Source organism: Accumulibacter sp., assembly GCF_029255145.1.
GTDB lineage: Bacteria > Pseudomonadota > Gammaproteobacteria > Burkholderiales > Rhodocyclaceae > Accumulibacter.
Window position 1 is genome coordinate 1 of the sequence record NZ_JAPUVQ010000064.1, and the last position, 14,538, is coordinate 14,538.

The following is a 14,538-nucleotide window of genomic DNA, read 5'->3' on the forward strand; positions in this document are numbered from 1 at the left end:
CCGCCTCTACTTGCCTTCTACGTGGCCTTATTGCGCCGCGATTGCTCTGGCCTCATTGCGCCGCGAGTCCAGTGGCCTCATTACGCCGCCACCGAAATGGCCTTATAGCGGCGCGAATTAACACAAGAACGGGGTATGACTTTGTTCTGATAAGTTGAGAGCATTGGGGTCGGTGGAGGCGTGGAGGTATTGATGGGTTGCGGCGACGGCGAGTAAGGCGAGTAAGGCGAGTGATGCGGTGATTGCGATTGCGGTTAAGGGTCTATTCATGGGCGGTTCCTGGGTAGGGGATTGGGGATTAGCGGGAGAACAGGTTCCGGAATGCAGACGTGAAAAACCCCGCGAGCCTTTCGACTGGCGGGGTCAGAAGATCGGTATCAAGAAACGTCAGATGGCGTCGCTATTGGCTGGTACTGAGAATGGGAAACTGCGGTGCGTCCCTGGATGCATTCCGGACGCACTCCGGATGCATTCTTTCCAAACTGCTCACGTGATGACGAGAGAATCGCTTCCTACTTATCGCTGTGTAAGTCGCTTCTTCTTCAGGTTGGTGAGAAACGCCCCCTTGATTCGAGTCTTTTGGGGGCCACGATCCTCCGCAAGAACTAATGTGAGTGATTCCGCCAATAAGCCCTTGACTTTATGCTCCTCAGCGGGCCGTAGTCGCCCAAGCATGAAGATTTGGAAGAGCTTTGAGAAGACAAGCTCACAGACAAATCGGTTTTTATGGAACAGACGGAGAAAAGCCTCTAGGTTATGAGCCCAACCAGACAGTCGGAGGTCGACCATAAGAAAGACATCTAGTAGCCGTTCTACAGTGGTATCGGCAGTACTGTAGTGCTTCGCCATAACCTTCTGTAGCTTTGCGGTACCGATCGACTCCAACGCCAACGACATGATGACATTGGGGATGATTAATTTCTTTAAATATCGCGCCATTCCAAGATTGTCACCGGGCAATAGGCCCTCAAGAAGCCGCAGCACGGGGTCCTTTCTCTTCTCACCAATAGTTGGTGAAATTTCGGGGTCACCCTCGTCGTCTAATGCTGTCATAACTCTGATGAGAATGCGGCACCAACCGTCCGCAAACTCGCTATAGCTCTGCTCTTTCAGGGCTACATCTCTTACAAGTTCGGAATTCCGCAGAATTGATGACGCGATACGTAGTGCTTCAAGATAACGCCCAACCCCACTCTGCACGTACTCATTTCTATCTGAGGGCATCACAAAAGATTGCCTATGCACTTGCTCATCCACAGATTCCAGAAGGGCATTCCTTTGCTCTAGGTTTGGCCTCTGTGAAGCGGCATTTCGCAGATTCTGCGCAGATTCAATATCGATTGCTTTATCGTGAATGCGAATTGCATCAAACGCGCTGAGTTCAAAGCCAAGGTGTGCGTCCTGGAGAAATTCGCTAACCAAACCAACTACTGTTCTGAGAACTTGGTCTTGATCTCGGTGCCGGCCCGTGTAGTAATCAAGCTCTTCTCCAAGCTCTAAAAAATGCGCTTTTGAGAGCGCTTTATCCAACAGCGCTCGGTTTTCGTGAAGGCGTGTGGATAAAAAAAATGCGCGAATAGCCTCGAACATAAAGGTTACTTCATCGCCGATCTCCAACAGAATGCCTTTTGCCTTCAAGTCGACGAGGAAGGGTGCGGTCGAAGCCGGCAACCCCCTTGAATCAAAGTAATCGACCGTGAAACGCTCAAGTTCGAGCGCAGAGATCCTCTTCCTTCCCATCAGATGCAATTGCTCTGCCAACGCCGCTAGATAGTGACGCTTTATCGTCGAGTCGATATGGGACCTATCCTTCGTTTCAGATAGCTTTTCCATAACGCCATCTATGAGAACATCAAGGATTTCCGCCTGATTGACCGGAGAAAACTGCGTCCCCTTTTCTGAAATCCACAGCAACGCGGAGATCAGAAACGGCGAGCGTGGTACATTAAGCCGGACTAAAAGTGACAATATATCATCGACTTTACCAGCGCACTCCTCGGCTGACTCACCGAACCAGTTCTGCGTCAAGAGCCTAGTTTCTCGGCGGCCAAAGGGGTGGAGATAGAAAACCTCCGCATCTGCAACCAGCTTGGGGACCTGCGCCGGGGATAACGAGTAATCCACGTCCTCAAGCATCGTGAAATGGTAACGGCAGTGTTTGAACGTCTGGCAGAACTCTCTTACGGCCTTGAATTGCTTATGGCGTTGCTCATCTAAATTGTCAAAACAAACCGACACTGCGCCCTGATTGAGAAAGGTTATAATCTCACTTTTTCTATACTCTCCGCCACCAAAGGACACGACCGAGTCGACGAGCGATGCTTGGGTATCACCCGCTATACCAAGGTTGATATATGTACCAAATGGCGGCAGGCCTGCCGCACCGAACTCTAGGCTGAGCTGACAGATACGATGTAGTAGAGTCGTCTTTCCGATATCTCTATTGCCGAGAAACACCAAACTTCGTTCAAGCTGTAAGACCTCCTTGAGCGGCACGAATAGACCATCGCTTCCGTTTTTGCCACTAGCATCAATCTTTCGTTGAGACACTTTGCTTAAGAGAGGTTCGACGAATATCGATTTCAAGCTTTTCGGTGCAACGTCAGAAACAAGCGATGGTAACAGTCGTGAATTGACTGTTCTATTTATGGACTCAACGTATTCTTCAGAGGGAAGATCGGCTAGCGCTCCTGCAGTCCCGTCGCCTGTTCTGACGAAAGTTGCTTCTCCATTTGGTGCAAAACGAGGGGCGAGATCAAATTCCTGCCTGCTTTCAAAGTATTCACGAGCCTTGACAAGCCACCGCTTGTCACGTGGCATGTAGCTTATTGAACAATAGCCGTTAAAATAGTCACGGTGCTGGTACAAACACCCTGAATTGCTCAAAAAACACGCACTCGAACTACCCACCGATACCTGCGCGCTCGGCTCATGATTATGGCCGTGAAAGAGCCCATCAAAATGCAATAAAAGTTGGCGTTGAAGGTTCTGCGATTCTTTCGGTGTGAGCCAAGACACAGGATGGTGAACTAAGGCTAGCTTAAATTCGGCTGTTGAAACTGCCTCGACGACCTCATCCAGTTGCTTGCGGCTTACTCGCAATTTCCCATAGTCTCCGTCCGACTGTGCGCCAGTTGCATTCCAAGCTGAATTGAGAGCGCCAATCCCGACGTTGATTCCTTTAACATTCAAAAGATAAGCGCGATAGTGGTTATTATGCAAGACAACTGAATCATTAACGGATATTTGATCGAGAACAGAATTGAAACCTTCAAGACCAGTGGCCAGATTTGCCGTAAGAGCCGCATCCAAATACTTGCTGACGCTATCGTCGGAACCAAGCTGTTGCCGTGCCGGAGAAAGAATAGTTGACTGACTTTTCAAATCAACGTCGTGATTTCCCGGAACCAGGATTAACCTGTCTGGTTGGATTTCTGCTGCTTCAATGAGCGGCAAAATAAACTCTTTTACCAGCGCAGCTTTATTTGCGTCAGTGTATGCCCCCTTTAGTACTAAATCTCCGGTGAAAAACACCAGGTCATACGCACCCTGCGCCGCCACTGAAGCTCTTATGTCTCTAAATAGCGCGCCCAAGACCACTCGCTGGTCCCGCAGAGCCTCGTTATCAAGGTGCAAGTCTGATAGGTGAAGAATTCTTAGTATTTTGTCCATGCATTCGCCCCCTTTAAGGGTAGTCATTATGCATCACGACATTGCTCCAGGCCACAAAAATTGGTCATGTTACGCTGTGTTTGTTGGGGGGCAGGGGTGCTTGGAGGCACTAGGCAGAACCGCATTGGTGAGGTGACCAGACCTCGGGCCTGAAGTGTATGCCTAACATTGACGGCGTCGGCTATCCACGTGTAGTGCTCGTTCCAATAGGGGTCGGTGAGGCTAGCGAAGGCGGGAGCAATCGAGCGGGTAGATATAGCACACGCTGATAGCGCCCACCCAGTGAGAGCCCTCCATCGCTTGGCCTCACCGGCACGCCGCCATCAAGAGCCCTTCCCTTGCGCAATCCCCCTGCCCACACCGCCGACCCACCCCCAGGTCGGTATAGGCCCGGAAGCCCTCCCAGAACGCAAAAAGCCCAACCTCGGGGGCTGGGCTAAGCGCTTGTACTACAGGAAATTTTCTGTGGCTCCCCGACCTGGGCTCGAACCAGGGACCTACGGATTAACAGTCCGACGCTCTACCAACTGAGCTATCGAGGAACACGAGACGGCGGATTCTAGCCACTCGGTTGCTGTTCGTCAACCCTTGCGCACGGCGCGCGCGATTACCGGAAGACCACCGCAAGCACTGGCAGCGGCCTGTACTCGACACGGGCCAACCGCCGCATGGGTACGACACGGCATCCCGAGCCACCGCGACCCGGTCGGTGCTTGCGGACTCTTGCCGTCCGTGTCGAAAAGCCATCGGTGCAGGTGACGATGAGCCGAAACGATCAATACCGGGAGAAAACATCTTGCCGGCACCGCTGGCGGTGACCTGTCATCGATCAGGCCGCTTCGCCTGCCGCGATCCTTCCGGTTCCTGGCCCGACAGTGGCCATCCGAACAGCCAATTCCCAAGCGCAGCAAGTGGGACCATAGCCTGCACGGAAACAGCCGATCCGGCGTGAATCTGCAGTGGCGCAGGCCACAGCGGCTTTTCCCGCACCCCAACAAGGTGCACAATGCGATCTTGTCAAACCAAAAGCCGAACATCTCTACCCATTGTCGCCACGGCGCTGCTGAGAACATGGACCCTGAGCTGATTGACCCCGAGCTGATTTACGCAAAGACCGCGTCCGGCGAGGAGGCCATGCTGCAGAGGACGCGGGTGGTCCAGAGAAACGTGCGCATGGTACTGATCCTGGTTGACGGCAACGCCACCGTGGCCGAGCTGTGCAACAAGACCGGCAACGCACAGCTTACCGAACATGCGCTGCTCGAACTCGAAGACGACGGCTTCATCGAGCGACGTGCCGATGAGGACTCGGTGTGGATCCGTGGCCGAAAGCCTGGCCAGAAGGCCAAGGGCGGCTCGGCGCAGCCGGTGTCCGAGTTCTCCGTCTTCGGCGACAGACAGACGCCGGAATCAGGCGCTTCATCGCTGTCTGGCGAAGACGTGACGAGGATCATTCCGTTCCCGGAAGGCCGTACGGGCCGGCCCTCGACGGAGCCGCTGTCATCCAGTTCCATGCCACCGAGCGCGCTTACGCCGCCGCATTACCCGGTCGGCCCCCAGTCCGGCACGGTCTTCCTGCCGAAAGCAGAGGCCATGTCGGAGGGACCCGCCGCGGCGGGCGGGACACCGCCGGTTCCTTCACTTCGGGGTCGTCTGCGGGACTGGCTGTCGGAAGTCGGCTCGGATCTCAAGCCGATACGACGTGGTCAAGTGCGTTTGCACCTCACCTGGCCGGTGGTGATGGTCCTCGGCGTATTGTCCTTGAGCGCCCTGCTCGCGCTGCTCGTGCTGATCGCCTGGGTCTTTCCGTACGGCCGCTATCTGCCCGAGGTGGAAGCAGCGTTGGCGAGGAGCACCGGGCAGAGCGCAAGGGTCGACCAGATGCACGTCACCCTGTACCCGATGCCGGGTTTGCTGCTTACCGATGTTCGCCTTGGCGACCAGGGCAAGGGCGACGCGGTGCGCATTGCCGAACTGCGCCTGCAGCCCGTGCTTGGGACCCTCTTGTCGTCGAAGGTGCTGTTCCGGGAAATGGCACTGAGCGGCATCAGCTTGTCGGCAAAGGACGTCGACAGCCTGGCACGGATCTTCGAGTCGGCCGCGCGCCAGCTGGCCGACGCCGGCCTGCAACGCGTGGCCATCGCCCAGGCGAACGTGACCTTTGCCGGGCTTGGCTTCGACGACCTGAGCGGCGAGTTCGAACTTTCCGCGGACGGGCTCCTGCAGGCGGTGTCGCTGCATTCGCCAGACCGCAGCCTGCAGCTCGATGCCAGACCAACGGCCAACGGGCTGGCGGTCAGTGTTGACGGTCTGGGCTGGCGCCCCTCGCCTCGCTCACGATATCGCTTTGACTCGTTCAGCCTGAAGGGCACCATCGACGGTTCCGTCCTGGTCATCGACAGTATGGACATGCGAGTCTTCGACGGCCGCGTCAGCGGGGCATTGATCCTGCGCGGCGACGGGCCGCCGGCGATGGCTGGCGAGATCACCTTCGAGCGAATCAATAGCAAACGCTTCAGCGAGGCCTTGGGAATCGGTGAGCAGTTCGAAGGTGACGCCGCCGGCAAGCTGAAGTTCTCGGCGATGTCGCCCAAGTGGTCAACAGTTTTCTCCGCTGTCCATGCCGATGGCGAGTTCACGATGAGCCGGGGCAGCCTGGGCGGCATCGACCTTCCCGAAGCCGTCCGCCGGGCCTCGGCGACGCCGGCGACGCTGGGTGGCGCAACGCGCTTCGAGCAATTGTCCGGCGCGATCAGGCTGACGCCGGACAGCTATCGCTTCTCGCGTCTGGTGCTGCACGCGGGCACGATGCAATCGACCGGTCAGCTCGAAGTCAGTCGCGATTTGCAGCTGCGCGGCCGGATGGACATCCAGATGCGCGCCCGCACCGATCAGTCGGCGACTCCGGTGTCGATCAGCGGTTCGCTCAAGACCCCGCAACTGCAGATCAGGTAACAGCTTCTGCTACGCGGATGGCGAGCGTGGGCAGCGACACGCCTTGTCCGCCGCGCACCGACTGCACACCCCGCAACTGGAACACCCCTAGAGAACAGCCGCGATCGCGTCGGCGACGTAGTCGATGTTGTTCGTATTCAGCGCCGCCAGGCAGATCCGCCCGGTACTCACCGCGTAGATGCCGAGCTCGTCACGCATCCGGTCGACCTGTCCGGCGCCCAGCCCGGTGTAGGAGAACATGCCTCGCTGCCGGGTGACGAATGAAAAGTCGATGCCGACTCCCCTGCCCTGGAGCTTGTCGACCAGGCTGACGCGCATGGCGAGGATGCGCTGACGCATTTGACCAAGCTCTTCTTCCCACATCTGGCGCAGTTCGGGACTGCCCAGCACGGCGGCGACCACCGCCCCGCCATGGGTCGGCGGACTGGAGTAGTTGGCCCGGATGACGCGCTTGACCTGCGACATCACCCGCGCCGCTTCGTCCTTGCTGGCGGCAACCACCGACAGCGCGCCGACGCGCTCGCCGTACAGCGAGAACGATTTCGAGAACGAGCTGGCGACCAGGAACTGCACGCCGGAAGCGGCAAACAACTGCAGCACCTGCGCGTCCTCGTTGATGCCATCGGCAAACCCCTGATAGGCCATGTCGATGAACGGCACCAGGCCGCGCGCGCTGATCGTATCGACCACCTCCTGCCACTGCGCGCCATCGAGGTCGGCACCGGTCGGATTGTGGCAACAGGCGTGCAGGACGACTATCGACCCCGCCGGCAAGGCATCCAGTCCGGCCTTCATGGCGGTGAAGTCGACGCCGCGGCTGGCGGCATCGTAGTAGGGGTATGACTCGACCTGGAAGCCCGCAAACTCGAACAGCGCGCGGTGATTCTCCCAACTCGGATCGCTGATGTAGACCGTGGCGCCGGGCAGCAGTCGGCGCAGGTAATCGGCGCCGACCTTCAGCGCGCCCGTACCACCCAGGGCTTCGATGGTGAGCACCCGGCCCGCCTCGAGCAGTGCCGACTCCTTGCCGAACAGCAAGTTCTGAACGGCCTGGTTGTAGGCTCCAAGGCCGTCGATCGGCTGGTAACCGCGCGGCGGCATCGCTTCCAGGCGAGCCCTCTCGGCGAGTTTGACGGCAGCGAGCAGCGGAATTCTGCCGCTCTCGTCGAAATACACGCCAACGCCGAGGTTGACCTTGGTCGAACGGGCGTCGGCGTTGAACGACTCGGTGAGACCGAGGATCGGGTCACGGGGAGCCATTTCAACGGCGGCGAAGATGGAAGCGGTCATGGATCATTCCTAAGTTGGGCAGCAATCGAACACGGCGACATCCCAGACCGCCCGCTCAATTTCTTCTCGCGGCGACGGCCTGCCTGGAAACAACGTAAAATTCTAGCATGCCAGATCCCGCCCCACCGTCTGAAAAGACACCTTCGGTCAGCTTTGCCGGCAGCCCGTTTCGCCTTTATCAGCCTTTCCTGCCGGCCGGTGACCAGCCGGCGGCGATCGACAAACTGCTTGAAGGACTTGCCGACGGGTTATCGTTCCAGACCCTGCTCGGGGTCACCGGCTCGGGCAAGACCTACACCATGGCCAACGTCATCGCCCGCAGCGGCCGGCCGGCGCTGGTGCTGGCGCCGAACAAGACGCTCGCCGCGCAGCTTTATTCAGAATTCCGCGAGTTCTTTCCCGACCATGCCGTCGAGTATTTTGTTTCCTACTACGATTACTATCAGCCCGAGGCTTACGTTCCGGCGCGCGACCTGTTCATCGAGAAGGACTCGTCGATCAACGAGCACATCGAGCAGATGCGCCTCTCGGCGACCAAGAGCCTGCTCGAACGTCGCGATTGCGTGATCGTCGCCACCGTCTCGTGCATCTACGGCATCGGCGACCGCGACGCGTACCACAAGATGATCCTGACCATGCGGGTCGGCGATCGTATCGGTCAACGCGAAGTGATCAAGCGCCTGGTCGACATGCAGTACGAGCGCAACGAGACCGATTTTCGGCGCGGCACTTTCCGCGTTCGCGGCGACATCATCGACGTCTTTCCTGCCGAGCACGCCGAACAGGCGGTCCGCATCTCGCTGTTCGACGATGAAATCGATGGCCTGCAGCTGTTCGACCCATTGACCGGACATCTGCAGAGCCGCTTGCTGCGGTTCACGGTATTTCCCTCATCGCATTACGTGACTCCTCGGGAGACCGTCCTGCGCGCGATTGAAGCGATCAAGCGGGAACTGACCGAACGCACCGCTTTCTTCCACGCCGAAGGGCGCCTGGTGGAAGCGCAGCGGATCGAGCAGCGCACCCGCTTCGACCTCGAAATGCTCGATCAACTCGGCTTCTGCAAGGGGATTGAAAACTATTCGAGGCACTTTTCCGGCCGCCAGCCCGGCCAGCCACCACCAACGCTGATCGACTATCTGCCGCCTGACGCGCTGATGTTCATCGACGAGTCGCACGTTTCGATCCCGCAGGTCGGCGGCATGTACAAGGGCGACCGATCGCGCAAGGAGAATCTGGTCAATTACGGCTTCCGGCTGGCGTCGGCGCTCGACAACCGGCCGCTGAAGTTCGAGGAATACGAGGCACTGCTGCGGCAGACCATTTTCGTTTCGGCGACGCCGGCCGATTATGAACAGACGCACCAGGGGCAGGTCGTCGAGCAGGTCGTTCGCCCGACCGGCCTGGTCGACCCGCTGCTGATCGTCCGCCCGGCGTCCACCCAGATCGACGACCTGCTGTCCGAGATCAGACTCCGTGTCGGCCTTGGCGAGCGCGTGCTGGTGACCACGCTGACCAAGCGCATGTCCGAAGATCTGACCGAGTACCTCGGCGAACACGAAGTGCGCGTGCGCTACCTGCATTCGGACATCGACACCGTCGAGCGCGTCGAGATCATTCGCGACCTGCGCCTCGGCAGGTTCGACGTGCTGGTCGGCATCAACCTGCTGCGTGAAGGACTCGACATCCCGGAAGTCTCGCTGGTAGCCATCCTCGACGCCGACAAGGAAGGCTTTCTGCGCTCCGAGCGATCGCTGATCCAGACCATCGGTCGTGCCGCCCGCCATCTCAACGGCACCGCCATCCTCTACGCCGATCGCGTCACCGGTTCGATGAGCCGGGCGATTGCCGAGACCGAAAGGCGCCGGATCAAGCAGCTCGCATTCAACGAAACGCATGGCATCGTCCCGAAAGGCGTCAGCAAGCGGATCACGGATATCATCGATGGCGTCTATGATGTCGACGACGCCCGCCGCGAACTCAAGGCCGCCCAGCAACAGGCCAATTACCAGGCGATGAGCGAGAAACAACTGGCGCGCGAGATCAAGCGACTCGAGAAAGAGATGCTCGAGTACGCGAAGAACCTCGAATTCGAGAAGGCCGCCGCCGCCCGCGACGAGTTGTTCCGCATTCGCCAGCAGGTCTTCGGAATCAGTGGCGCACACTCCAGCATCGCATCTTCGTAACCGTGAACTGCCCTACCAAAGACCGCCATGCCGGTATACTTGGTCGTGACGGCATGTTCCTTCGAGCACTGAAAACAGAACCGGCAACGCAGCGGCGCCCGCCGTGCAGACAGTTCTCGCATCGCGAAGGAAGTGCACGGGGGCGCTGCGATTACTAATGAGGAGTTCGAAGATGACGGAGCAGACGTGGTGGCTGGTAGGCGTCGGCGCCGTGCTTGCCGCCGCGGTGATCGGATTCCTTTTGGGCCGCAGCAAGCTCGGCGGAGCAAACCAACGCGTCGACGCGCTTGAGGCAGAAATTTCGCGCCAGAAGGAAGCACTCGCTGGCTACAAGCGCGAGGTCGAGACCCACTTCGACAAGACGGCGAGCCTCGTTGCCTCGATGGCGGGCTCCTACAGGGAACTGTTCGAGCATCTTTCGTCAGGTCAAGAACAACTCTCCAGCGGCGCTGCGCGCCAGTTGGTCGGGGATCGTGCGGTCGGCCTGCTGGTGGGCGCGCCTGCCGCGGACGAAGCCAAGGATAGCTTGGCGGATACCCCCGAACCGCCTCAACCATCCCCCAGCAACGCGCTTGATCCTGAGGACTTGACGCCTTCATCCGTCGCCGGCCAGCCGGAGCCCGGGAACGTCGCTGCCAAGGCGAACGCGGCGACGCCGGAGTCCGACACCGGCATCGCCAACGCATCTTCGCCGCTGCCAAACGAATTGACACCCGGCGACCAGAGCAAGCCGATAGCCGACAGGCAGGGCTCGCCGGTCGAAAAAGCCGGGGTGACAGCATCGAGCGGTCGCTGATCGCATTTGCCGCCAAGTGATCGGCAGCGCCGTCTTGCGCTTGCGCGTCTGCGCTTTCCGACACCAGACGGCGTCATGGCGGGTCAAGAAAGAAACCACGCGGGCGGTGAAATACAGGGGCGTGGCGCTTCGAGCCCCACCGGCAGCGGTTCGACCGGCAGCAGACTTGCACCGACGGCCATCTCCACCGACTGTCCAGTGCATCTTCGTCACGGCTCCGGATTCCGCACGCCGATTTCGAGCACCTCACCCTCGATCGCGCGAGCGTCAACAACCCGATGCAGCAAGGCATAGGCAACTCGCCAGCGTAGCCCCCCGCACAGCAGCGTCACGGTCTTGTCGTTGAGCCGGACGACCTTGCCGCTGCGTTCCCGCTGCTCGCGGTCAAGGAAACCGAGCACCTCACCGACCGCGACCTCGTTGCGGCCAAGTCCACGGCGCACCTGTTCGCGGATCTGGACATCGGCGCCGTCGAGGTTGATCGAGGCATAGGAAATCAACCAGCGCGTCTGCGTCGCGATGTCCAGCACCAGCGCCTGCTTGCGGCGCAACTCGATAATCGTCGCCTGGCAGGCGGCATTGGCCTGACTGTCGAAATACTCGACGACCTGACCGACGCGCAGCCGCCCGCTGACGGCGTCGACCCACTGCGGCTGGTCGAGGACCCGGTTGATCGCCGCCCGCATGCGGAACAGTTCGAAGGCCGAAGCCTGATTCAGCGCTTTGAGTACATCGGAGAAATTCATCCTCGCATCCCTCGCTAACAGCCCGGTAGCGGCTCCCGGAACAACCTGCCACCGCTCACGCGATCGCGGCCTGTAACACGTAGCCCAGAACCGAGCAGCCGGCGATGACCTCGATCACGTTGCGCTTGTAGCGGAACAGCGCCAGCGCCGCCAGGAGCGCGACCAGGGCTGAAAGCCCATCGAAGCTACCCGCGAAGCCACTCGGCCACAACACGTGGTAGCCGAGGAAGATCGCCAGGTTGAAGATCACGCCGACGACCGCCGCGGCGATCGCGGTCAGCGGCGCGGTGAATTTCAGGTCGTCGTGCGTAGACTCGACCAGGGGCCCGCCGGCGAGAATGAACACGAAGGAGGGCAGGAAGGTGAACCAGCTGACCAGCGCGGCGGCGGCTGCCCCGGCCAGGAAGAGGTTTTCGGGGCCGAAAACCGCCTTGACGTGGCCACCGACGAAACCGACGAAGGCCACCACCATGATCAGCGGCCCGGGCGTCGTTTCGCCGAGCGCCAGCCCGTCGATCATCTGGGTCGCGGTAAGCCAGCCGTACTCGCCGACCGCGCCCTGGTAGACATAGGGCAGCACCGCGTAAGCGCCGCCGAAGGTGAGCAGCGCGGCTTTGGTGAAGAACCACGCCATTTGCGGCAGCGTGTGCTGCCAGCCGAAGACGGCGATCAACAGGGTCATCGGCAGCAGCCAGAGCAGGACACCGACGAGGGCGACGCGCGCCAGCCGTGGCCACCGGAATACGGCATGCGGTGGCGGTGGCGTGTCGTCGTCGATCAGCGCCGTGGCGAAAGACCGTGCCGCCTTGCCGTGACCACCGCCCGCCGTGAACTTGTCGGGGGCGATCCTGCCGCCTAAGAAGCCAATCAGTGCGGCAGCGGCGACGATCGCCGGGAACGGCAGGTCCAGCACGAAGATGGCGATGAAGGAGGCCACGGCCACCGCCCACAGGAACTCGTTCTTCAGGGCGCGCGAACCGATGCGTTGAGCCGCGTGCACGACGATCGCGGTCACCGCTGGCTTGATGCCGTAGAACAGACCGGCGACCATTGGGGTCGCGCCAAAAGTGAGGTAGATCCACGACAGGGCAATCAGGATGAACAGCGAAGGCAGCACGAACAAGGCGCCGGCGACAATGCCGCCCGCGGTACGGTGCAGCAGCCAGCCGATATAGGTGGCCAGTTGCTGGGCTTCTGGTCCTGGCAACAGCATGCAGTAGTTGAGGGCATGCAGGAAACGCCGCTCGGAAATCCAGCGGCGCTTCTCGACCAACTCCTGATGCATGATCGCGATCTGCCCGGCAGGCCCCCCGAAGCTGACAAAACCGAGCTTGAGCCAAAACAGCAAGGCTTCCCGAAAACCGGCTGGCGCGGGACCAGCGTCGTGGCCTTCGGAGCGGGCGACTTGCCTGACTTTCGGGTTGTCCATCGCGCGAGCGGCGTCTTCGAGAAGAAGGACAGCAGTGTAGCGAACCTATGGTCGCCCGGGGTTGGAAATTGGTTCTCGTCGACCACGGCGGCCATCGTCCCGCCGTGCCCTGCATCGAAGACTCCAGCCCGGTCGTATTGACATATCCTATCCTGGTGGATAGGATAAAGCGCATGACTGCACACCCGTCGCATCCGGAAATCGTCAAGCGGCTGAAGCGCGCTGAAGGCCACCTCAGGAGCATCGTGACGATGCTCGAGGATGATCGCGACTGCCTGGCGATTGCGCAGCAACTGCAGGCGGTCGAGCGCGCCGTCGCCAGCGCCAAGAAGGCGCTGGTGCACGATCACATCGATCATTGCCTGGAGCACGCGGTGCGCGAGGGTTCGCGCAGCGCAGACGATGCGATCCACGAGTTCAAGGAACTCACCAAGTACCTGTAACCATCTGGCAAGGACCTGACATGCGCAGCACCGACCTCTCACCCTGGACCCACACGCACGTCTTCGACGAAGGCAATCTCGCGGCCGAGAAGGGCACCCGTCTGGTAATGCTGATCACCGCGCTGACGATGGTCGTCGAAATCACCGCCGGCTGGTGGTTCAACTCGATGGCCTTGCTTGCGGACGGTTGGCACATGAGCTCACACGCCGTCGCGATCGGTCTTTCCGCCCTCGCTTACGCGACCGCGCGACGCTATGCGCACGACCATCGCTTTACTTTTGGCACCTGGAAAATCGAGGTTCTGGCCGGATTCGCCAGCGCCATATTTCTGCTCGGCGTCGCGGCGGTGATGGTCGCCGCGTCGGTCGAGCGCATCATTTCGCCGCAGGCGATTCAGTTTACCGAAGCGATCGTCGTCGCGGCGCTCGGTCTGGCGGTGAATGTGGCGTGCGCGCTGATTCTCAACGGCGCACACGACCATGGCCATGCACACGGACACGATCACGGGCATCACCATGCGCAGCGCGATGATCACGCCAGCCACGCCGACCAACACGGGCATGCGAGTCACGACCTCAATCTGCGGGCAGCCTACCTGCATGTGGTGGCCGACGCGGCGACCTCGGTGCTGGCCATCGTCGCACTGCTCGGCGGCATGCTCTACGGCTGGGACTGGCTGGACCCGGTGATGGGAGTCGTCGGAGCGATCCTCGTCGCACGCTGGGCGATCGGGCTGATCCGCGATACCAGCCGGGTGCTGCTCGACTGCGAGATGGATCACCCGGTGGTCGAGGAAGTTCGCCAGGCCATCGCCGAACACCCCGTCTGGCCGACCAGCCCTCAGATCGTCGATCTGCACGTCTGGCGAGTCGGCCGTGAGAAGTTTTCGGTAATCGTCAGCCTGACCACCGCCGATGCCAGCGTAACGCCGACAGCAGTCAGGCGGGTTCTCGCTCAGCACGACGAACTGGCACACGTCTCGGTGGAGGTCAATCGCGTCTGAAGCCGCGGCGAAGGAGG

General features: G+C 60.1%; 9 protein-coding genes and 1 tRNA gene. 5 read left to right on the top strand and 5 right to left on the bottom strand.

Going from position 1 to position 14,538, the window contains the following annotated elements:
• Window positions 1–516 precede the first annotated feature (516 nt).
• Both Q1L50_RS06585 and Q1L50_RS06590 read right to left on the bottom strand, forming a co-directional pair.
• Window positions 517–3,672, bottom strand: a complete 3,156-nt coding sequence (locus Q1L50_RS06585) for a metallophosphoesterase (RefSeq protein WP_300336915.1) — start codon at window positions 3,670–3,672, stop codon at window positions 517–519.
• Window positions 3,673–4,138: 466 nt separating this feature from the next.
• Window positions 4,139–4,214, bottom strand: a tRNA-Asn gene (locus tag Q1L50_RS06590).
• Between the two features lie 529 nt (window positions 4,215–4,743).
• Here Q1L50_RS06590 and Q1L50_RS06595 point away from each other — a divergent pair.
• The gene (locus Q1L50_RS06595; RefSeq protein WP_300336916.1) at window positions 4,744–6,627 is read left to right on the top strand and encodes an AsmA-like C-terminal region-containing protein; all 1,884 of its coding nucleotides are present in this window, start codon (window positions 4,744–4,746) and stop codon (window positions 6,625–6,627) included.
• Between the two features lie 87 nt (window positions 6,628–6,714).
• Here Q1L50_RS06595 and Q1L50_RS06600 read toward each other — a convergent pair whose 3' ends face one another.
• Window positions 6,715–7,917, bottom strand: coding sequence for an amino acid aminotransferase (locus Q1L50_RS06600; protein ID WP_300336918.1), 1,203 nt, complete (start codon window positions 7,915–7,917; stop codon window positions 6,715–6,717).
• Window positions 7,918–8,024: 107 nt separating this feature from the next.
• Here Q1L50_RS06600 and uvrB point away from each other — a divergent pair, with 107 nt between their 5' ends.
• Both uvrB and Q1L50_RS06610 read left to right on the top strand, forming a co-directional pair.
• On the top strand, window positions 8,025–10,103 hold the full coding sequence (gene uvrB / locus Q1L50_RS06605; protein WP_300336919.1) for an excinuclease ABC subunit UvrB: 2,079 nt from the start codon (window positions 8,025–8,027) through the stop codon (window positions 10,101–10,103).
• A gap of 172 nt (window positions 10,104–10,275) precedes the next feature.
• Complete coding sequence (locus Q1L50_RS06610; protein ID WP_300336921.1) at window positions 10,276–10,899, top strand: DUF1043 family protein; 624 nt, start codon at window positions 10,276–10,278, stop codon at window positions 10,897–10,899.
• Between the two features lie 209 nt (window positions 10,900–11,108).
• On the opposite strand, the gene Q1L50_RS06615 is transcribed toward Q1L50_RS06610, so the two are convergent.
• Together Q1L50_RS06615 and chrA are read right to left on the bottom strand one after the other, a co-directional pair.
• Window positions 11,109–11,645, bottom strand: coding sequence for a hypothetical protein (locus Q1L50_RS06615; RefSeq protein ID WP_300336923.1), 537 nt, complete (start codon window positions 11,643–11,645; stop codon window positions 11,109–11,111).
• Window positions 11,646–11,700: 55 nt separating this feature from the next.
• The gene (chrA, locus tag Q1L50_RS06620; RefSeq protein WP_300336925.1) at window positions 11,701–13,074 is read right to left on the bottom strand and encodes a chromate efflux transporter; all 1,374 of its coding nucleotides are present in this window, start codon (window positions 13,072–13,074) and stop codon (window positions 11,701–11,703) included.
• A 173-nt stretch (window positions 13,075–13,247) separates the two neighbouring features.
• Here chrA and Q1L50_RS06625 point away from each other — a divergent pair, with 173 nt between their 5' ends.
• Window positions 13,248–13,517 carry a metal-sensing transcriptional repressor gene (locus Q1L50_RS06625; protein ID WP_300336927.1) on the top strand — a complete coding sequence of 90 codons (270 nt, stop codon included), beginning with the start codon at window positions 13,248–13,250 and terminating at the stop codon, window positions 13,515–13,517.
• 20 nt (window positions 13,518–13,537) lie between these two features.
• On the top strand, window positions 13,538–14,521 hold the full coding sequence (dmeF, locus tag Q1L50_RS06630) for a CDF family Co(II)/Ni(II) efflux transporter DmeF (RefSeq protein WP_300336929.1): 984 nt from the start codon (window positions 13,538–13,540) through the stop codon (window positions 14,519–14,521).
• The last annotated feature ends 17 nt before the right edge of the window (window positions 14,522–14,538 follow it).

Coding starts and splice junctions, on each gene's coding strand:
- uvrB (WP_300336919.1), top strand. CDS start 8,025: ATGCCAGATCCCGCCCCACCGTCTGAAAAGACACCTTCGGTCAGCTTT.
- chrA (WP_300336925.1), bottom strand. CDS start 13,074: ATGGACAACCCGAAAGTCAGGCAAGTCGCCCGCTCCGAAGGCCACGAC.
- Q1L50_RS06600 (WP_300336918.1), bottom strand. CDS start 7,917: ATGACCGCTTCCATCTTCGCCGCCGTTGAAATGGCTCCCCGTGACCCG.
- Q1L50_RS06585 (WP_300336915.1), bottom strand. CDS start 3,672: ATGGACAAAATACTAAGAATTCTTCACCTATCAGACTTGCACCTTGAT.
- Q1L50_RS06615 (WP_300336923.1), bottom strand. CDS start 11,645: ATGAATTTCTCCGATGTACTCAAAGCGCTGAATCAGGCTTCGGCCTTC.
- Q1L50_RS06625 (WP_300336927.1), top strand. CDS start 13,248: ATGACTGCACACCCGTCGCATCCGGAAATCGTCAAGCGGCTGAAGCGC.
- dmeF (WP_300336929.1), top strand. CDS start 13,538: ATGCGCAGCACCGACCTCTCACCCTGGACCCACACGCACGTCTTCGAC.
- Q1L50_RS06595 (WP_300336916.1), top strand. CDS start 4,744: ATGGACCCTGAGCTGATTGACCCCGAGCTGATTTACGCAAAGACCGCG.
- Q1L50_RS06610 (WP_300336921.1), top strand. CDS start 10,276: ATGACGGAGCAGACGTGGTGGCTGGTAGGCGTCGGCGCCGTGCTTGCC.